This is a genomic window from Aliiglaciecola sp. LCG003 (assembly GCF_030316135.1).
Lineage (GTDB): Bacteria > Pseudomonadota > Gammaproteobacteria > Enterobacterales > Alteromonadaceae > Aliiglaciecola.
The window spans coordinates 1149820-1167830 of the sequence record NZ_CP128185.1 but is presented as its reverse complement, the minus strand read 5'-3'; the positions used below and the strand labels follow the sequence as shown (position 1 = coordinate 1167830).

General features: G+C 44.6%; 19 protein-coding genes and 1 tRNA gene. 2 read left to right on the top strand and 18 right to left on the bottom strand.

The window, feature by feature from the left end; all coding sequences use genetic code 11:
* Position 1 precedes the first annotated feature (1 nt).
* The 7 genes from QR722_RS04880 to QR722_RS04850 form a co-directional block, all read right to left on the bottom strand.
* Complete coding sequence (locus QR722_RS04880; protein WP_286285798.1) at positions 2-1627, bottom strand: Lcl C-terminal domain-containing protein; 1626 nt, start codon at positions 1625-1627, stop codon at positions 2-4.
* A 146-nt stretch (positions 1628-1773) separates the two neighbouring features.
* Entirely contained in the window at positions 1774-2265 is a 492-nt protein-coding gene (locus tag QR722_RS04875) for a PAS domain-containing protein (RefSeq protein ID WP_286285796.1), read from the bottom strand.
* A 3-nt stretch (positions 2266-2268) separates the two neighbouring features.
* Positions 2269-3264, bottom strand: coding sequence for a response regulator (locus tag QR722_RS04870; RefSeq protein ID WP_286285795.1), 996 nt, complete (start codon positions 3262-3264; stop codon positions 2269-2271).
* Positions 3265-3489: 225 nt separating this feature from the next.
* Positions 3490-4188 (bottom strand): LrgB family protein, encoded by a 699-nt coding sequence (locus tag QR722_RS04865; protein ID WP_286285793.1) that lies wholly within the window; start codon positions 4186-4188, stop codon positions 3490-3492.
* Positions 4178-4537, bottom strand: a complete 360-nt coding sequence (locus QR722_RS04860; RefSeq protein WP_286285791.1) for a CidA/LrgA family protein — start codon at positions 4535-4537, stop codon at positions 4178-4180. Before QR722_RS04860 ends, QR722_RS04865 begins: the two co-directional genes overlap by 11 nt.
* A gap of 293 nt (positions 4538-4830) precedes the next feature.
* Positions 4831-5154, bottom strand: a complete 324-nt coding sequence (locus QR722_RS04855) for a DUF3718 domain-containing protein (RefSeq protein ID WP_286285789.1) — start codon at positions 5152-5154, stop codon at positions 4831-4833.
* Positions 5155-5467: 313 nt separating this feature from the next.
* Positions 5468-5797 carry a hypothetical protein gene (locus QR722_RS04850; protein ID WP_286285786.1) on the bottom strand — a complete coding sequence of 110 codons (330 nt, stop codon included), beginning with the start codon at positions 5795-5797 and terminating at the stop codon, positions 5468-5470.
* A 370-nt stretch (positions 5798-6167) separates the two neighbouring features.
* Here QR722_RS04850 and QR722_RS04845 point away from each other — a divergent pair, with 370 nt between their 5' ends.
* Together QR722_RS04845 and QR722_RS04840 are read left to right on the top strand one after the other, a co-directional pair.
* Positions 6168-7580 carry a YdgA family protein gene (locus QR722_RS04845; protein ID WP_286285784.1) on the top strand — a complete coding sequence of 471 codons (1413 nt, stop codon included), beginning with the start codon at positions 6168-6170 and terminating at the stop codon, positions 7578-7580.
* A gap of 367 nt (positions 7581-7947) precedes the next feature.
* Positions 7948-8024: transfer RNA gene (locus QR722_RS04840), tRNA-Ile, on the top strand.
* A 101-nt stretch (positions 8025-8125) separates the two neighbouring features.
* Here QR722_RS04840 and QR722_RS04835 read toward each other — a convergent pair.
* The 11 genes from QR722_RS04835 to QR722_RS04785 all read right to left on the bottom strand — a co-directional run bounded on the left by QR722_RS04835 (position 8126) and on the right by QR722_RS04785 (position 17920).
* Complete coding sequence (locus QR722_RS04835) at positions 8126-8713, bottom strand: hypothetical protein (protein ID WP_286285782.1); 588 nt, start codon at positions 8711-8713, stop codon at positions 8126-8128.
* Positions 8714-8796: 83 nt separating this feature from the next.
* Complete coding sequence (locus QR722_RS04830; protein WP_286285780.1) at positions 8797-9024, bottom strand: hypothetical protein; 228 nt, start codon at positions 9022-9024, stop codon at positions 8797-8799.
* Entirely contained in the window at positions 8993-9460 is a 468-nt protein-coding gene (locus QR722_RS04825; protein ID WP_286285777.1) for a hypothetical protein, read from the bottom strand. Before QR722_RS04825 ends, QR722_RS04830 begins: the two co-directional genes overlap by 32 nt.
* Positions 9457-9708 carry a hypothetical protein gene (locus QR722_RS04820; RefSeq protein WP_286285775.1) on the bottom strand — a complete coding sequence of 84 codons (252 nt, stop codon included), beginning with the start codon at positions 9706-9708 and terminating at the stop codon, positions 9457-9459. The genes QR722_RS04825 and QR722_RS04820 overlap by 4 nt, the downstream gene beginning before the upstream one ends.
* A complete protein-coding gene (locus QR722_RS04815; protein ID WP_286285773.1) occupies positions 9708-10178 on the bottom strand; it encodes a DUF5681 domain-containing protein in 471 nt (156 codons plus the stop codon). Before QR722_RS04815 ends, QR722_RS04820 begins: the two co-directional genes overlap by 1 nt.
* A 31-nt stretch (positions 10179-10209) precedes the next feature.
* A complete protein-coding gene (locus QR722_RS04810; protein ID WP_286285770.1) occupies positions 10210-10941 on the bottom strand; it encodes a hypothetical protein in 732 nt (243 codons plus the stop codon).
* Positions 10942-12027: 1086 nt separating this feature from the next.
* Entirely contained in the window at positions 12028-13590 is a 1563-nt protein-coding gene (locus tag QR722_RS04805; RefSeq protein WP_286285768.1) for a DUF3987 domain-containing protein, read from the bottom strand.
* Positions 13569-13769 (bottom strand): hypothetical protein, encoded by a 201-nt coding sequence (locus QR722_RS04800; RefSeq protein WP_286285765.1) that lies wholly within the window; start codon positions 13767-13769, stop codon positions 13569-13571. Before QR722_RS04800 ends, QR722_RS04805 begins: the two co-directional genes overlap by 22 nt.
* 7 nt (positions 13770-13776) lie before the next feature.
* The gene (locus tag QR722_RS04795) at positions 13777-13986 is read right to left on the bottom strand and encodes a helix-turn-helix domain-containing protein (RefSeq protein ID WP_286285763.1); all 210 of its coding nucleotides are present in this window, start codon (positions 13984-13986) and stop codon (positions 13777-13779) included.
* 286 nt (positions 13987-14272) lie between these two features.
* Complete coding sequence (locus QR722_RS04790; RefSeq protein WP_286285761.1) at positions 14273-15556, bottom strand: tyrosine-type recombinase/integrase; 1284 nt, start codon at positions 15554-15556, stop codon at positions 14273-14275.
* Between the two features lie 432 nt (positions 15557-15988).
* On the bottom strand, positions 15989-17920 hold the full coding sequence (locus QR722_RS04785; RefSeq protein ID WP_286285759.1) for a methyl-accepting chemotaxis protein: 1932 nt from the start codon (positions 17918-17920) through the stop codon (positions 15989-15991).
* Positions 17921-18011: the final 91 nt, after the last annotated feature.

Here is an 18011-nt window from a genome sequence, read left to right as displayed (position 1 = left end):
ATTAGCGCCCTCCTCTGACTAGTCGTACTTTGGACAAGGTCGCTTTATTCAAGAAATTATCGTTACCAGTGGTAAAATCAATCGCCCAAGCGTTTTGCGCCACATCTTCGGATACGCCATCAGCGCTAGGTTGACTGGTCCAATACCATAACGGTGTGGTCACAAAGTCATTGGTATTTGGGAAATAGCCCAAATCAATTTTAGTGCCTGTGACGTTACCGAAATGTACCAAAGACAGCAGTTCATCAAGGGTCGGTAGACGCCAATCATAAAAATTACATAAGCCTTGTGCATTGACTGCTGCGACAAAACCGCTGGTGTCGCAAGTGTTATTGGCACAGGTCAATCCGACAGAGCCTACAGAGCCTTCGAATCCGCCGCTGTTTTCGGATTGATACCAAGAGAACTCGTGCTCCGCACCATGTAAGCTGCTATCGGCTGTTTTCACTTCCCAGACTAATCCAGTAGTGTTGTCTCGCACACAGCTCCAAGGCTCAGCGGTATCGTCCTGCTCGTCGCCAATTTCATCAAGGCGAGTATAGTCAAATCCTTGCTCACCCCGACCGGCTTTCTCCAGCAAACTATTTTCACTGATAATATCTCGGCCACGTTGTCCATCTTGCCCTGGATAATCGGCCTGATGGGCTGAACTGTTCTCGCTTAAGGTTGCTTGTATGGTTACACCTGTATCATTAATCGCCAAGATGGGTAAAGGCTTGATCCTGACCCGAACACTGTCGCTTACCTCATTGCCAAAGGTGTCCGTTACCTGCAAAGTAAAAGTGACCGTTTGGGTTTGCGCCACACTGGGGGCAATGGCAAAGGTCTTTTGTGCGCTAGCATTGCCGATCTCAGGCACAAGTTCTGAATCATTTAACCAAAAATAGTTAAGTGGCCTGCCCGCTGGAATGCTAGTGCTCGCCTGACCAGTGAGCAAAATCATTTCACCAGGATAAACTTGATGATCCACTCCCGCATCAACCACCGGCTGTGTTTGACTTGCACTGAGGATATCCAAGGAAATACTCACACTATCGCTGGCCTGTTCTTGATCAGTAACCATCAACTCAAAGCTTAATTGATTAGAATCGTCTAAAATAGGAGTGATAAACGCAATACTGTCACCATCTAAACTGACATTATCCAGCACGCTGGTTCCGGCAGTTTGTTGCCACCGATATGCCGTAATCGGGTTAAGCGTATCCTCTGCATCCGCGTCATTACTGGCACTGCCATCTAAAATAACTTCAATACCTGCAGGGTAACGACCTTGTACTGTTTGGGTTGGTTGGCTAACGGTAACGACTGCATTGGGTGCTGCATTAACTGGTTGAACCTGGATCTGTACTGAATCTGAGCCTTGGTTGCCACTTTGATCTGTCACCAACAGCGTCAAAATGTAGGTTAAGGTTTCCGTTGTAGTAGGAGCTACAAAAGTGGCTTGGGGTGCATTCTGATCGCTTTGCGTAATAGCGATAGCCGGAGAGGCGCTCCAAGAATATAGCAGTGTGTCGCTGGTGCCTGTCGCTGTGCCACTCAAAACAACCGTGCTTTGTTCATTTACGCTTTGATTGGCCCCAGCGCTTACAAAGACTAGAGGGTCAGGTTGGTCCGTGTCGCTATCCAACGAACCACCTGAGCACGACATCATCACTATTGAAATCAGACTGACTGACAGAATACGAACTAACTGCTTTGGGATAGTGTTGCACATAGGGTCAAATTATAAATCGGTAAATGCATTATTACAGCAAGTTGTGTACCAGTAATGAATTACCAATTTGGATTCTTTTCCAGATGTTCGCTGACTTTCACTTGTAGTGCTTCTAATTTTTTCTTGTGTTCTGCTACATCGGTCACATCGTAAATCATCATACAAATATTGTCGACCTGACCCGTGGCACTAGCCAAAGCCGACAAAGTAATGTTCTGATACATATAATCTTCACTGCCAGTGATGGGGCGGTAATTTGGAAACTTAAATAAAAATGGTCGCTGCTCCCAAGTCATAAATGCACGGGTGCGTAAATCGAAAACAGGTTGGGCTTTGCGCTTAAACCAGCTTTCACTGATATCTGGGAATAGCTCGAACAAAGTTTTATTCTGCACCTGACTGGGCAGCAGCCCGCTATGGCTTTCCATAAAACCATTCCAAACCTTAACTTGATACTGCTCATTTAGCACTACTATGCCTACATCTACAGTTTGGACCATATCCATCATCCAATGGAATTCAGCCATATCATCGCTGTTGGTATGACTCATGGCTTAATCCTCTAACAAATGAGATAGTTTGTAATTCATTACTTTCATTGATTCCTCAGTGAAAAGCAGTACCAAATCACACTGCACATTATATCCTTCTAACCCATAACTTAACTCAATGGCCAGAGTTCTTCGCCATTTTGCTTTGTTGTTAGAAATCAACTCAGACACACTGCGATGCTGGCCTAAAACAACAGGGTGACCTTGGCTGAAGTTAACATCAAGTTGATTGGCTAACCCGCGCAAACAGGTACCGATCAAGATGTTTGCCGCATCCATCAGCAGTTCAAGCTGAACCTGATCATCAACCTCTTCATGGATATCCATGATTTTAGCCACATCACCAAAGCTGGAATCACTGAGAATAAATAAAGCTTCACCCGATACGCCGGCGCCTAGAAAGCCCTGGCAAATCCCCGACACTGTGTCTTTATCTTCGATATCTTGCAACATCATATGCAGCTCAGATACTTCAATTAAATTCACATTCGGAATGGGGAGTTTGACAAATACATTGAGTATGCGGGCAAGGTGATCTCCCGCCTGGCCCATGGCTATATTGGTGATTTCTTGATAACAATCACGAATATCCGCCGGTAAAGCAGCTGAATCAATTTGTTCTTCTTCAACTTCAGCACCAATTAAATTGTGTTTAACAAGCACAGCATGAACCTGATCAGGGCTCACCGGTTTTTCAATAAATTCAAGAGCACCCAACGCTTTTACACGCTCATGCGCGCTAGGTTGAATGTCACCAGAAATGACGATGACTTTAGATGAGAGTTTCTTTTTCTGAATCGCTTTTAGTGTTTCATAGCCATCCATAATAGGCATATTTAGGTCAAGAAACATCAATTGACCTTTGCCTTCTTCGATTGCAGCGACAGCTTCTTGCCCATGTTTAGCAAAATGCACGGCCACTTCCCAATCTTGCGGAAGACATTTAGCAACTTGTTTACGAGCGACCATTGAATCGTCGCATATCAACACTGAAAACATATGAGCCTGTTTAGTTTATCGTACTGGAATAATTTTACTAACGTACACAAGTATATGTACATAACGCTTTTTTTGCTCAATGCATGTAAACAACATTGACAGAGAATTAATAAATAGCAGTTCTTACCTAAAACACCAAATTGAAATACTACATTTATCCACTTATTCTATCGACTGCTAGGGCCAAATCTTTATTGTGCCACTAGGTTATAGCTTTTCAGATTGCTATCCAACCACGAAAAAGATAATCGGCAATGTAGTAGCCGTTATGATGCCATTGATACACAACGCCAAAGTCGCAAACCCCATAGTTGTTTCCCCCATTTCCGATGATTTTGCCACACCGATTGCATGGGCGGCTGTCCCTAGGGCCAAACCAATGTGAACCGCCGATTTAGCGTTAACAATAGCAAAAACCAGCGGTGCGACTACCACGCCAAGAATACCGGTCAATACCACCATAACAGCAGCTAATGATGGGTGTCCACCAATTATCGCGGAGGTTTCTATTGCCAAAGGTGTAGTGATAGATTTGGTTGAAACCGTAGCAATCCAGCTACTGTCTAGACCGAAAATCCAAAATATCAATACAGCACTTAGTGGAGCCACTATTCCACCGGCAACTATGGGTAATAGCAATCGCCAGCCTATTTTTCTCAACAGACGCAACTGATGAAACAAAGGCACGGCAAGTGCCACTGTTGCTGGTGCGATCAAGCCACTTAACACTAAGGTATATGAAAGGTACTGCTCAACTTCAACGGCGGCTACCAATAGCAGCAGATAGGTTACCGAGCAGGTGGTGATGATGGGATGAAGCACGCTAGTCTGACGGCTGAATCGATAGAATCTCAGTGCCAAAATGTACACCCCAATAGTCACGCCCATCCACAGTATTGAGTTGAGTACAAAATTAATCGTCATGATGATGCTCAATAGAAAGTTTCTTAGCCACTAATAATGTCACTAAAAGGCTAATAATAGTGCTGACTAACAGGGTAAATATGACCAGTACACCATATTGGAGGATTTGCTGTTTGAACATCACCACTGAAAGGGTGACAGGCACAAAGAACAACGCCATATACCGCAGCAGAAAACCACTTGCTTTGACCAAATCCTTCGGGACTTTTTTAGCCACTAAGAAAATACAGAACAGAATAAGTAAACCTAATAACGATGAGGGTAGTGGCAAAGCAAAATATTTGACCAACCACCCGTTTGAGTAGGTGAACCCCAATAATACACAGAAAAATAAGGCGACTCGCAACATAGTGATACTCTAAAGAAATTTGGACAATTGCTGTATTTACACACTATAAGGGGCGGGCGTTTTGCGCAACAAAAAAAGAGGCTGTGTTATGCAACAAGCAGCCTCGTATTTATCCAGGAAACAATACATATTAGCTAAATATGTATTCGCCGGTTCACTACGCCGACGTAACTAGCATAGTACTCACTCCCTGTATTCATAGACTATTGTGATGAACGCACCTGCTTGTGGGATAAATGCGCAGAAAAGCTATTTAAGCTGGTTAGTAGTCTTTATCTCATGATTCCAATCACTTAACGCTTGGCTAGCATGCCTTTGTGATCTATGTATGCTCGTTTGGCAAGATAACCAGCCGTGACGTCGGCCTGATGCATCAAAGCAAACTTAAATGCAGATTTCCCATTGCATTTAAGCCCGCGGGCCACCGTTTTATAACTCATGTTGCTGTGCTTGATTGCACGGTGTAATTGAAACTGATTATTGCTTTTAAGTGCATGACATATTTTGACTAGCTTAGCTTCTGTAGATTGATCCAGGCTTGCCATTGCATTGTTACCGATTAATGCAACAAACAGACAACTCGCGGTAAACACCCTTCTAACACTGAATATTTTCATCTTAATTTCCACCTGTTGTTTAATGTTCCTAATGTTCGAATAAACCTAACGTACATCGAACCTGGTAAAAGTTAGTTAAATAGTCCGGAAAATGAGAGTGGTAATCGCTTAGCAACCGTTAGATGAGACGGATCGATAAAGTCCCTAATTGATAGGATAAACTACCCTACTGAGCAGTTGCTTGGCGCAGATTTCACATATTTTGTAACAAGCAGGCGTGCAGCACGAGTTTAAATAGTTAGCTGAATGGTTTTTACCGAGGATTTAGGAAGTTTACCAAAAGTGACTAGATTGCCACTTTTGGTATAGCAGATTAGAAGGCGTTGTCTTGGTGCACCTTAATGAACAAAGAAGTACCCAATTTGCTGTAGTCGACTTTATATTCTTTACCATTTAGGGTTTGCACGAAAAGCAGAGTCTTTTCATCACCAAATACTTCCGACAAAGTGACGTCAACCAACTCCATATCCATCAACTTAGCATCACGCTTATTCTCAGGTATTTTACCCGTATATTCTTTCAATGCTTTATGGGTTACAAGAACTGGCGGATTGTCTTCCCCATTTAAAATAAGTAGATCAAATTTTCTAATTTTATGAATGATGGTATTTCTGCCACTAACCAAAAATGGTTTTTCTGTCATGAGAATCTCCGCACTTGGCTCTTGCCAACTATATTAATATTGTAGTTGCACCCACGCGCAACGTCATCTTCGGTGAAGATAACAAAGTTTGTGAAATGTTGCATCCCAATTTTCATTTGTTAATAAAATAGCTAACTCAACGTTTTTAATATTATTTTTGATACCAGCCCATCTGCGGCATGTTAATTTACCCAACCTGCAAGCTGTAGTGACCTTTTATAATCTAAAGGGCTGATTATCGTCAGTTTCCTTGTATTAGTCTGTATGTCATACTACTGGGCTGCCGGAGCGAAGTTGCCCGCAATCTCCAATTAGTCTGCATACATACCGTTATTTCGGATGTTTTGTGTTTTACCAAGGAAGTATTTATATGAAAAAACGTTATTTGATTGCAGCCTTAGTTGTAGCTGCCGTTTTAGTATTACCTAAAATAATTTCAATGCAAGTCGCTAAATCTGTTACCAATTACGCCGCGCAAGTTAATCAGGTTCAAGGTTATATGGCCGAAGTAACAGAGTTTAATGAAGGCTGGTTTAGTTCAAAGGGTAAAATCAAGCTCACCGTAGACATGGCGAAACTTGCACCAGATATGGACCTAACTCAAGAACAACAAAAACCCGAATTAATTTTGTCCTTTAACTCCTACCATGGCCCTATATTCTTCAGTGAATCTTTTGGCTTAGGTCTGGCCAAGTGGTCGCTGATATATTCAGGCGAAACCCTGCGTCAAAAGCTTGTTTGGGATGCTGCACGCCCGTTTTATCAAGTGCTTGTAGAACATAGTTTGTTCGGTGGCACAGAATTACAAGATTCCGTTGCGGCATTTATCGCGCAAAAAAGTGATGGCACTCGAGAAATAACTTTTACCGGTTATGTAGGAGAAGGTGATGATTCAACCGGTACCTTCAAATACAAAGGCACTTCCGATGCATTTAAAGCCAGCGCTGAAACCGGTGTGTTTGACGTAACCGATTTAGCCCTAGTAATGGAAGTTGATGGTGACATAGTTAAAGCCATGAATGGGGAATTGTTAGATTCACTTCTGGGCTTCATGATAGGTGACATCACTTTTGCTAAAGTCGGTCAAGATAAGCCCGAATTTAGCATAGAAAACTTCAATATATTTGTTTCATCCAAATTAGATGATGAAGAAGCGTTCGCTACTATGAACCAAGAAATTCATATTGGTAATGTCGAGGCCCAAGGGTATAGCGCTAAGAGTCTTAATCTCGAATTAGAAATAAACCAGATTAGCGTGCCATTTTTAAAAGCGTATCAAGAATTTGCGCGCAATATGTCTAGTTTTTCAGAAGTTGAAATACAGCAAAAAAGTTTAGAGTTTTTACGAACCAATGCTTTGGATCTGCTGCAAGGCAATCCAGAAATAAACATTACCGACTTGTCTGCCAAGCTCCCTGAAGGGGAATTGAAAGCCCACAGCAAAAATAAGTTAGTTGGCATTGACGCTGTTCCCGCGGCGCCAGCAGACCCAAAATTTTGGTTGGATCATACGGTTTCTGACACTAATATCGTTATTGATAAAGCCCTTGCCATCAAGATGGCGGTTTTTTATATGACCAATCAATTTGCACAAAACCCGCAAACCGTAGGCATGTCCAAAGAAGATATTGCCGCTATTGTTGAGCAACAAGCGCCAATGTTCATCGAACAGCTTCAAGTACAAGGTTTAATGGTCGACAAGGGTGATAAATACGAATCAAATCTAATCGTAAAAGACGGCCAAGTATTGTTAAATGGCACAGCGATGCCACTACCTTACTAACCCCCACGTACCCAGAAATATAATGAAAATATGAGAAGCAGTGATTCGTCACTGCTTTTTAATTTGCCTAGCAAACAAATCATTGTGTGATTTTTCAGCAAACAACCAATTTCAGCGCACAAACTGATGACAACTTATTTAAAACTGCTTATACTGCGCACCGCTCTGTAAATGATGTCCACCCAAATTTGCAGACAACACTTCTAAATGGCCCAATAGCTCAGTTGGTTAGAGCATCCGACTCATAATAGAATGTGCTAAGAGGTCAGTTAGCGATGCAAACGCTATAAAAACAACCGCTTACAGCTTGTAAGCAAAGCAGCATTGAAACGCATGTAACTTATATGTAAGCTGCTAAAACAGTTTCGGCCCTATAGCTCAGTTGGTTAGAGCATCCGACTCATAATCGGCAGGTCCCCCGTTCAAGTCGGGGTGGGGCCACCACATTAAGCCCTTGAACCGCATGGTTTGAGGGCTTTTTTCATTTGAGGGGCATAGAAAGTAGATGCTTACATCCGATTACTTAGTGGGAAGAGCAACTATTTTTACACCTTGATCTTGATTCTTTTTGCCATCCCTTTGGGCAGCTCCACTTCTACACGTTCCTGATGATCCCAGAAGAAACGGTACTCGTCCTGCCACTGATCTGCGACAGACTTCAAGAAGTGGTTTCTGTTATGACTGCTCGTGTACTCACACGGCTTTGCAATGCTCTTTTTTCCTAGCTGTTCATCTATGACAGCTTTAAGATACGCAACATTGAAAATTTTTACGGCTGCTCTTTTCCGTAAACGCTCCGCAATTGAGTTACTCTTTCGGTTGCATAGCGACAGAATTACTCCATCCCCTTGGTAAAAATCTTTTATATAATTTGCAGGGAATTCCTGCCGGACATTTCCACACTCAAAGACTGATGCTCCAACTGTCACATTTTGCACATTATTGGCTACATATATAGCTGGATTCATTTGATCTATCGGATGCGTTGACTCATAGATTAAGTTCTCATCGGGAGTATAGATTCCATCCCTATCCATTCGTTTGTACACACTTGCAGGATTTAAAGGGATTTTGCCGCCATTAACCCAAGCGTCAACCCACTCAGGCCAAGTTAAATATAAATATTTTTCCAATCCCTTTACCCCTTAATCTTCAGCCAGAATACCTTGTAGATATTGGGGTATATTTTTACATCAAAAGGGCGGAAAAAAAATATTTAGCGACTCGCCACAACTTCCAGCTTAGGCAAGCGGCCATAATCGGGTGGTGTATCGAGCTTGATATTATCTTTTAGAATACCTTGCATCTGGCTTGCTAACTCGCCCCATTCGTCAACAGAAACGAGGCGAGGAAACATAGCCACAGGTCGGAGCGTCTGGATCTTACGCTCTCGTTCTAACTGATCGATTCGCTTAGTGTAACTGCTCGGAATTCTTGTTCTCATATGCTGCCTCATTTTCTAAGCGGGCGATAATATCAACTCGCACATGACTGTCGGGATGGTGCTGGGCTATGAACTCAAGCGCCCCGAATTCTGAGTTGAGATAGCCCTTTTCGTAAGTGCTAACGGCTGCGGCTGGCACTTTGCACAAGATCACCTCAGCTTTAATATTCTCGTCCAAATGCTCTTCAAGCAAGTGGTAGGCGTTATCGCCAGAGCCTGCACCAATAACCACACAATACCCATCTTCGCGCTGAACAAAGTAAACGCGCTCAAGGTTGTTATCCTCATGGTGAATTAGCTGGCCTCCATCCGCATACCCTTGGGTCATTTTCGCTTTATTTAACACCTCGGAAAACTGAGGATAAATAACTTTGAAAGGCTTCATGCCTGCGGTTGGTATCCGCACTTGCTTAAACGTGTTCTTATCAAATTTCATGATATGTCGCTCCTGAATTGCTGTTGTGTTATTGAGGGGTCGTAAACGCCAATTACTTCCCCTCGACCTTTGAATGTATGCAGCTCGCCTGATTCAAGGCGTACTACTGTGGTCAGCCCGTTGGTTTGCTTGATTGTTTCAAATGCTTTGGTTTGGGACTTTACTACGCGATATTTAGGTGCTGGCAATATCGGCTCAAACTCGTCATATCCAGCCCATTCATATTTTGTTTCAAGTGTGTCACCCATTAGCTTGCCTCCAATGCCGCAAGTCGCGCCTCGATCTCGTCCATCTGACGGATAGCGCCGAGAGCACCAATTGCCTCAATGATTCGCTTTGCGTTGTCTGGTGATATTTCGCCGTCTGCGGTAGCTGCTAGAACTTGCTCAACCTGCTGCGCCAGTGGCGCACTTGGATCAAGGTCAAACTGAACCTTTTCCGATTGCGCGGCTAGCGTGGGCATTACACGCGCTAATACCAGCGATGCTGCTTGTAGGTCGCCTTCCTTGGCTTTGGCTACCACCACATTTGCAATTTCGTGAGCATCGTTTAGCAGCGCCTGAGTCACTTTATGGCGCTTATCAACAATGCCTTTTGGCCTGCCGCTAGGGTTAGGACTGCTCATGCCCTTACGCCAGTTCGGATTCCCCGTTTTAGGTGTATCTGGATCTGGCTTCCAATTCTGTTTCCAGTCTGGTTCTGCTTTAGTCGTTGTCATAGTTGAACCCTTTGATTACATCAGCTATCCATCAATCCTGTGCAGGCGCGAATTCTTTAAGGATCAACGCTGCTTCCGCTTCGCTACTAACCGCTTTTAGTTTTGCAATCTCCAGCTTGTTAGCTCCAACAGCTCGTTCCATCTCCTGAAACAGTACTGGCTTGACTCGTTCCAACTTGTCGCGCACTTGTTTCATCAGCTCAACGCGCTGCGCCATTTCAGGGTTGTTCTTGGAGTGATAATTACGAGTGATGTGCTGCTGCTCCAAGTCGCTCATGCCGCTCAAATATGATGGAGCGCCAAGTACAGACTTGAGGGTCTTTTCATCACCTCGCTCTAATGCTTCGCCAAGGAACTTGACTCGTTCGCCTGCCGTCATTGATTTAAGATGCGCCCGAATCTCACTAGCCACATTGCCGATACCCGCATATTCCTCAAGCGGCTTGCTGAGTTGTAGCTCACTGTGGTCAATGCCTTTCGTTAATTGATTCCAGCTCGACTCAAACATTCTTTGAAGCTGATCCATGTACTTGTCTGCCATTTGTGCAGCCATAAGCACACGCGCCTTAGGTGTACGGCTTTCATCAAGCGCCAATTTCATGCGAGCTTCCATTACATGCTCAACCGCCTGATATGCGCTATCTACTGCGGTAACTGAATGCTGTAGGTACGCTTTGTGTTCCTCATATCCTGCAATGCCTGTGATATTTGCAGGGTGCAGCGAGGGACTAACTGTTGTCTTTAATTCGGTGCTCTTAGCCATTTTGGTGCTCCTTTGGGTGTGAGTAGTTACTTACTGCTTACTAAGCTAAGACAAAACAAAAAACACCTACAAAAATATTTTTTAAAAACAATTCACTATCAAATAAAAACAAAATTAGCCCATATAACTAGGCGTTATTCGTTCGGTAATTTGCACGTTATCAACGAAAGTCGTTGCCGCTCATCGGAGATGCGTCTTAGCGTATGCCTGTCATAAATACAAACAGGAGCAACGACAATGAGCGCAGACACTTACACCACTAAGAGATCAGCCCAATCAGCAGCACGCCGCCTTCACGGCAAAGACTACGCGAATAGGTATGAAGTGCAGGAGACCGAACTAGGCTCAGGTCAGTGGGTGATTCTTGATAAGCCAGTAACCACAGCACAACCCACACGAGAAGAGCGCAACGGCGTGAAGCGTCCAGCATCGGGCGGCCTTTGCGCTGCCGTGTGGGACTACCTCGATACTCACCCAAACTGCACAGCCAAGCAGGTGCGCGAGGCTGCAACCGCCAACGGGTGGAATGTCAATAATGCAATGTGCGAGCTGTACACTTGGCGCAAGTTCATGGGTATAAGCGGACGTGTGACAGCTTGACCACAATAAATCGCGTTAAACCGCATTAAAGGGAGCATTAAATAGAGTGACTCCCTTTTTTATTGAATAAATACAACCGTTTGCCGCTATTTCTCGGCTAAAATTAAAAATTAAAAGACCCTAAGCAAAATTAGCCTAATAGCATTTGGGCTTATATGAACAACAAGACATAGGGGTATATTTTAATTTTTAATTTATTTAATTTCTTCTCTATATCCCTTGCACAACAACCACTTAGCCAGACTACCTCATTAAAAACCGCCTTTAATACTGTAAAAACTCGCTGTAACCGCTTGTAGGCCGCTACACATGCTCACCGCCGTATTGCTACTGAGCACTGCACGATCTCGGCCTGTGCCGCCGCTGTGTGCCCGTAGTTGGCGAACTGCAACTGTGGTAAAGGCTTTATGTTCCCGCTCACAAAAGCAGAGCCGCTATGACTCTGCTTATATGGTATGAGGAGGGAGGCCGTACCCTCACCCCACCTCAATCAAGGGTTAGCACTCTGAAGCAGCGACCATGAAAGCCGTATTGCTCAACAAGTGCATCTTTCGATATTTCCATCAAGTTGCCGTTGTCGATCAGGTTTTTAATAGTGGCGTCAATCGCTACTGTGTGACCTTGCGGGTGAGAGTTGAATGCCTGATTGTTATTGCCGATTCGCTTCTGAATATATGCACGAGGCAAAACACCATTTTCAATCATGCGCGGATCAACCTTATAGCTAGCTGATACCTTGCCCCTAATATAGTCAGTCATTATCTTTTTGATTTTCAGGGAGCGAGCATCATCCGTCTTGCCAACATCCCCTGATTCTTTACGATCAACGAATGCTGCTATGTCGCGCCTGATCAGTTCGATTGCCCACTTAGCGTGGTTATTGAATATCATCGGGTGTGCTGGGTTATCAGCAATCGCTAGTAGGCTGGCAATCTTATAAGCCTTGATAGCTGCACGGGTGTAGACCTGCCGTTCTGATTCATCCTCTATTCGATCCGCGGCCTTACCGCACTCGTCCTCGAAAGCCTGTAGTCGTTGCTCCGTGCTGTCACTTCCATACTGAACCCTGATTTGATATTCAGGTGTATGAATAGCAGCTTGATAGGGTAACGCTCGCCGAATAATACCTTGCCAGTGTGTTAGCTCACTTGGGTTTAGATGATATTGCCGATGCCCTCTATTCGGTGTTTTCCAGTTCCCTTCATACATGATGACGTTAAACCTTGATAAGAAGCCATCCTCCATCATGTCGGCAGTCAGTGACTCCGTAAACGTCCCCGGCGTTGTCTCACCAAGGAACGATAATGCAGGCCACTTCACACCGTTCTTGTTCTTCTCAGCGTTGCTGTACTCCATACCATCGAGCCAGTCTTTACCGTAAGACTTTGTCATCACTGTGCGAAGCTCCTGCATCGGTGCATCTTTGGCGTTAGCCATTCGGCGCAACTTTCTCCCGAACTCACCTTGCAGATTGAGAAAACCGGGATTATCAAGAAGCCGCTTTTGCAAAGCAGGCCCACTGGCGAAGTCCACAGCTTGAACAAAGTAGCGAGCCTCTGGGATTCCGCTAAGGTCAATCATGGCAGCAATGCCTTCGTGAATTGCTTCCTTACCTAGCCCGCTCTTAGCCACAAGAATAATGTGAAGCGCACAGTCCTTCCCTGACGGAATGGCAAATGCTCTGCCACAAACTCCAGCTAGAAGACCAAGCGTTGCAGCTATAGCAATTTCAGACGCTGGCTGATAGCTACCTTGAAGGATTGCATTTGCCAAGACTCCAGCGAAGCCAGGCGGAGGGTTGTCAAGTGTGTAAGATGGTTTAGTCCCTGCCAGAAATTCGTCCATGATTTGCTGGTCTTGTGCGGCCTGCTGCCTGTGGTCAAAGTTAGCCAATAGGTTAGCCACGATCGGCTGCATTTCAGCGGCTACAGCTCCCCAGTGTTCGCTATTGTGCTGCCTGTGCAGCTCTGCAAACTCTGCTTCAGTACGCTCCCGAAAGTTATCTAGCTTTGCCTCTGACGGCTGTCCTATAGTGTTGTTGCTTGGCATTTGAATCGCTCCTGTCGAGTAAAAGGCTGCTGGAACACGCCACCGCATTGTGAAAACAGTGCGATCCAGCGGCCTTTTTTCTTGATTGGCTTACAGGTGCAGTTACTCGACTCGTTCTGGGCAACGGTAAAGGGTTGGCACACTTCTAAAAAAGATGAACTGAACATAGTCTGTGACATACTTGGTTCAGTAAGTTTGCAGGTTTTGGTGGCTGGTTCCTGTGCGTGCTTGCTGCTCTAGGTACTCAACTAGATCAGCTTCGGCATAGCGCACCAGCTTTCCTACTTTGCGGAATTTCGGCCCGACTTTTCGATAGCGCCACTGTTCGAGTGTGCCTTTCTTGCCTTCGGGACCAAAGATGAATTTTGCGGCTTGTTCTGTGGTTAAGAGGTTCATGGGTTCACCCTTCTTGAACTGCCACACCACCACAAACGAAAAAGGCAGTGCAGCGAAACTGACAACCCTTTTCTTGGTTGTCCGATTTCCGCGACACTGCCCATGCTATGTGTAGAACCCAGTCAAACCGCTGAGGCGGCTATTGCGTCACGCTCAACTGGGTAGCGAAAGCTATTTACGCTTATTAACTTATATGCTCTTCAACGTACTTGCAAGCAATTTCAACAAAACAGCCGTTAATTATCAATCACTTACAAGCACCTGTTAGGTTATTGCAACACCTGCTCTAAGCCTTCATCGGGATTACATTCTCACCTTTTGAAGCTGCTCGCGCTATACCGCCTTGCTTCTCTATCCATTCCCCGATTTTTTGCATTGCAGGCATCAAGACGGATGGGTCAGGGTTGTTGGCGTAGTTCTGCCCATGCACATCACTGGCTAAGTGATTGAGTAGCTGTCTGCGCTTATCCGAATCAACGCCCACAAGCTGCGCAATATCTTCAAAGGTTCGGCGTAGTGCGTGCGGGTGCAAATGTACGCCCGCCACCTCAGACACCTTTTTAAATAACGCCCGAGGATCACTCAGATAACCCTTGTTACCGCGCATGGCAGGAAAGACATAATCATTTCCCTTAAAGCGTCCTTCATAACGGCGAGTCAATACCTCATGCAGTGCGGAGCCAATCGGTAGTGTTATCGGGTTATGGTTCTTGGTCTCATCAAGGTGGAATGTTGGCACTTTGTCATCGAGCTTTACATGCTTCCAAGTTAGCTTGCAGGCTTCCGATACTCGGCAGCCCGTTAGCAGCATGAACGCGATCAAATCGGCACTGATGCAAGTTGTGGTTATATGGTGGTCAGGGTTGCTGTGCTCTTGTAGCATCAACCACACAGAGCCAATCTTGTCTTTTGGTACACGACTGGCGCGAGCCTTCTCAGGGTTCCACTGTACAAGACCGCCTTTCTTGAACATCTGCGAAACTGGGTTGACTGGCAGAATCGGATAAGTGCCGTCAGCAGTGGCGTTCTTCTCACGCGCCCAGTTAAGCAATGCTCGAAGGTTACGAAATGATTGATTCGTTTGAATTGGTGCGGACTTTGATAATTCGCGGAATTTCTTGATACAAGCGTCACGAGTAATAGTGACCACAGGTTTATCCGCCCAGTCGGAAAACGTACCTTCAACACACCTCCTGATGTCTTCCTTGCTGGTAGGACGCAACGGTCCATTCTTGGTGCGCTTGTGCAGTATGTAATCTTCCATGACCTCGCGTAAGGATTCACTTTGAGCCTTGAGTTTTTTCTTCTCAACTTGTGGGTCTTTCCCGTCATACATTTCGAGGAGCTTAGCTTGTGCTCGCTTCCGCGCTTCATCAGCGGCTAATAGCTCAAACGGCCCCAATGTGTAACGGCGGGTCTTTCCGTGAACTCGTCCTTGTACGATCCAACTCTTTGCACCTGCTGAGGTAATGCGCAGGCCGAAGCCTTTGGTTTCGCTGTCCCAATGAAAGACCTGTCCCTTGTCGGTAGGGATCGGGAGGCTTTTGACTTTTGTGTTGGTGAGTTTCATTGCTGCCCCTCCTGTGCTGGGTACACATAAACAGGGCTTGTGGTTACAATATTCATATCGGCGTGCTCCTAAACTAGAACGTCGGTCACGCGGTCGGGACTGTTGGCGCAGTCGCCGGCCGCAGCTATTTCATGCTTACAAATAAGTCATGTAAGCAGTAGTGTAAGCAATCTACCTTGAACTGTAAAATAGCACGTAGTATTAAAAATGACCGCAAACCGCTGATTTATATATGGTCATGCGCTTACATAGAAGCGTGTAGAAGCTGGTATTACACCAGTACGAATAACTCATAATCGGCAGGTCCCCTGTTCAAGTCAGGGTTGGGCCACCATTTTTAAAGACTTTGCAAGTGCATCTGCGACCTAAACAATACAAAGTAAATCAGTCGTGTAGTTGTTCAATCATCAAGTAATTTTAGAGCCTTATTTCCTAAACCTTAAATTGGTTCACCATATCTTGTAACTCTGCTGCAAGTTTCGCCAACTCATCACTAGCTATTGCGGCTTGATTTGCTCCCACAACTGATAATTTACTAATCTCGCTGATGTTCAATATATTTCGATTCACTTCTTTTGCTACTGCACTTTGCTCTTCTGCTGCGGTGGCAATTTGAGTATTCATATCTCTAATAAGCGCCACTGAATGTGTAATCGCTTCTATTGAGTTGCCCGCATTCTCGGCTAAAGATACACTGCTGCTAGCTTTAGAACGACTGTCGTTCATCGCATTAACTGCAGAGCGAGAGCCCCCTTGTAAATCTTCGATCATTTTCTGAATTTCTTCCGTGGACTTCTGCGTTTTGCTGGCCAACGAGCGAACTTCATCTGCCACCACGGCGAACCCTCTACCTTGCTCACCGGCTCTGGCGGCTTCAATAGCTGCATTTAGCGCTAATAAATTTGTTTGTTCAGCTATTCCCTTGATGACATCTAGAACAGAACCTATGCGATCGCTATCGCGCTCCAATTGAGTAATCACATTGGCTGCAGAATCAACCTCCGCTGCTAAGCTCTCAATGGAGCTCATTGTTTTACCTACTACGATTTTTCCGTCAGCTGAGGCGCTATCTGCATTCCCAGCAGCTACAGACGCTTCGGTGGTATGACGAGCCACTTCATTGACAGTTGATTCCATTTCGTTCATGGCAGTTACTACTTGGCTAGTGTCAGATTGTTGCTGACTAGTATTTCTCTTGGTTTCGTCCATTATTTTTGACAATTCTTCCGCCGCAGATGAGAGCTGAAGGGTTGCACGAGCGACCTGACTTACAATTTTATGTACTCTTTCAGCAAAAGCATTAAAGGCCTGAGATAATTGGCTAATTTCATTACTTCCTTCGACATTGAGTCTACGGGTTAAATCTCCATCTCCTTCTGCGATTTCATTCATGGTTGCAACAGTCAGATCAAGTGGTCTAGTAATTTGGCGAGCTATGAATAAGGCGACGGCCAGGCCAATCAGAATAGACACTATACCTACGATTATTGCGGTGTTACGCGCACTGGATATGGCTTTTGCATACTGGCTACGGTCCATACCAATTTCCAGTACGCCAATGGTTTTACCTTCATAATCACTAATTTTGTAACCATAAACAGCCAACTCTAGATCACCATATTCTCTTTCGACTAAGACTGGATTATTGAGTGCCTGCTGCAATTCATCGGGACTTAGCAGCGTGGCATTTTGTACCGTAGAGCCAAATTTTTTGAAACCATCGGAGTTTTTTAAATATAAGGAAATATCGACATTATATTTACGTTTGAAATTTTCAAAAAATGGCTGCCCGAATGACATCCCAAATTCTACAGAGCCGACATGTTGTCCCTTATAACTAACAGGTGATATACCTCTAATACCAAGGCCTGCCACTCCTTTTTCTAACCCTACAATTACTGCTTTATTTCTGTTTGATTCGACCACTGTGTTACGAAAAGAAGATAAATCATCGCCAAATTTTTCAGGTTTATGTAGGCGTAGGAAAGAGGTAGCCGGTGGGAGATGATATTGAAATTGACGGGCACTAAAATCAGTTTTCACTGACTTATAAGCAGGAACTAACATCTCAGCGAGTTCGTCTCTTTGACCATTGGCAAATTTTTCGTTCAGCACATCTATATGAGCTACAAAAGTTGCTAAGGCACTGGCAATACGCCCCTCAGAGCCGATTTCAACTTCTGCACTGGTAAATAAACTTGCTAATTTTTGCTGCTCGGCATCTTCGACTATTGAAGTAGCGGTAGATATCATTAGAGGTGTATTAACTAATGTCACTAATATCAATACAACCGAAATCCCAAGTACCAATAAGTGTCCAATATTCAGGTTTTTAAACATCGCAGCGCCTCGTTCATATTCCATTAGAAATAAGTTTCATGAAAAACAACAGACCATATTCATCAATTAACAGCAATTAACAGCAGTAGGCAGTTGATGTGCTAGTTAGATCGGT

Coding starts and splice junctions, on each gene's coding strand:
- QR722_RS04815 (WP_286285773.1), bottom strand. CDS start 10,178: ATGACAACGACTAAAGCAGAACCAGACTGGAAACAGAATTGGAAGCCA.
- QR722_RS04805 (WP_286285768.1), bottom strand. CDS start 13,590: ATGCCAAGCAACAACACTATAGGACAGCCGTCAGAGGCAAAGCTAGAT.
- QR722_RS04785 (WP_286285759.1), bottom strand. CDS start 17,920: ATGGAATATGAACGAGGCGCTGCGATGTTTAAAAACCTGAATATTGGA.
- QR722_RS04830 (WP_286285780.1), bottom strand. CDS start 9,024: ATGAGAACAAGAATTCCGAGCAGTTACACTAAGCGAATCGATCAGTTA.
- QR722_RS04800 (WP_286285765.1), bottom strand. CDS start 13,769: ATGTCACAGACTATGTTCAGTTCATCTTTTTTAGAAGTGTGCCAACCC.
- QR722_RS04870 (WP_286285795.1), bottom strand. CDS start 3,264: ATGTTTTCAGTGTTGATATGCGACGATTCAATGGTCGCTCGTAAACAA.
- QR722_RS04850 (WP_286285786.1), bottom strand. CDS start 5,797: ATGACAGAAAAACCATTTTTGGTTAGTGGCAGAAATACCATCATTCAT.
- QR722_RS04795 (WP_286285763.1), bottom strand. CDS start 13,986: ATGAACCTCTTAACCACAGAACAAGCCGCAAAATTCATCTTTGGTCCC.
- QR722_RS04790 (WP_286285761.1), bottom strand. CDS start 15,556: ATGAAACTCACCAACACAAAAGTCAAAAGCCTCCCGATCCCTACCGAC.
- QR722_RS04825 (WP_286285777.1), bottom strand. CDS start 9,460: ATGAAATTTGATAAGAACACGTTTAAGCAAGTGCGGATACCAACCGCA.
- QR722_RS04865 (WP_286285793.1), bottom strand. CDS start 4,188: ATGACGATTAATTTTGTACTCAACTCAATACTGTGGATGGGCGTGACT.
- QR722_RS04855 (WP_286285789.1), bottom strand. CDS start 5,154: ATGAAAATATTCAGTGTTAGAAGGGTGTTTACCGCGAGTTGTCTGTTT.
- QR722_RS04845 (WP_286285784.1), top strand. CDS start 6,168: ATGAAAAAACGTTATTTGATTGCAGCCTTAGTTGTAGCTGCCGTTTTA.
- QR722_RS04860 (WP_286285791.1), bottom strand. CDS start 4,537: ATGTTGCGAGTCGCCTTATTTTTCTGTGTATTATTGGGGTTCACCTAC.
- QR722_RS04875 (WP_286285796.1), bottom strand. CDS start 2,265: ATGAGTCATACCAACAGCGATGATATGGCTGAATTCCATTGGATGATG.
- QR722_RS04820 (WP_286285775.1), bottom strand. CDS start 9,708: ATGGGTGACACACTTGAAACAAAATATGAATGGGCTGGATATGACGAG.
- QR722_RS04810 (WP_286285770.1), bottom strand. CDS start 10,941: ATGGCTAAGAGCACCGAATTAAAGACAACAGTTAGTCCCTCGCTGCAC.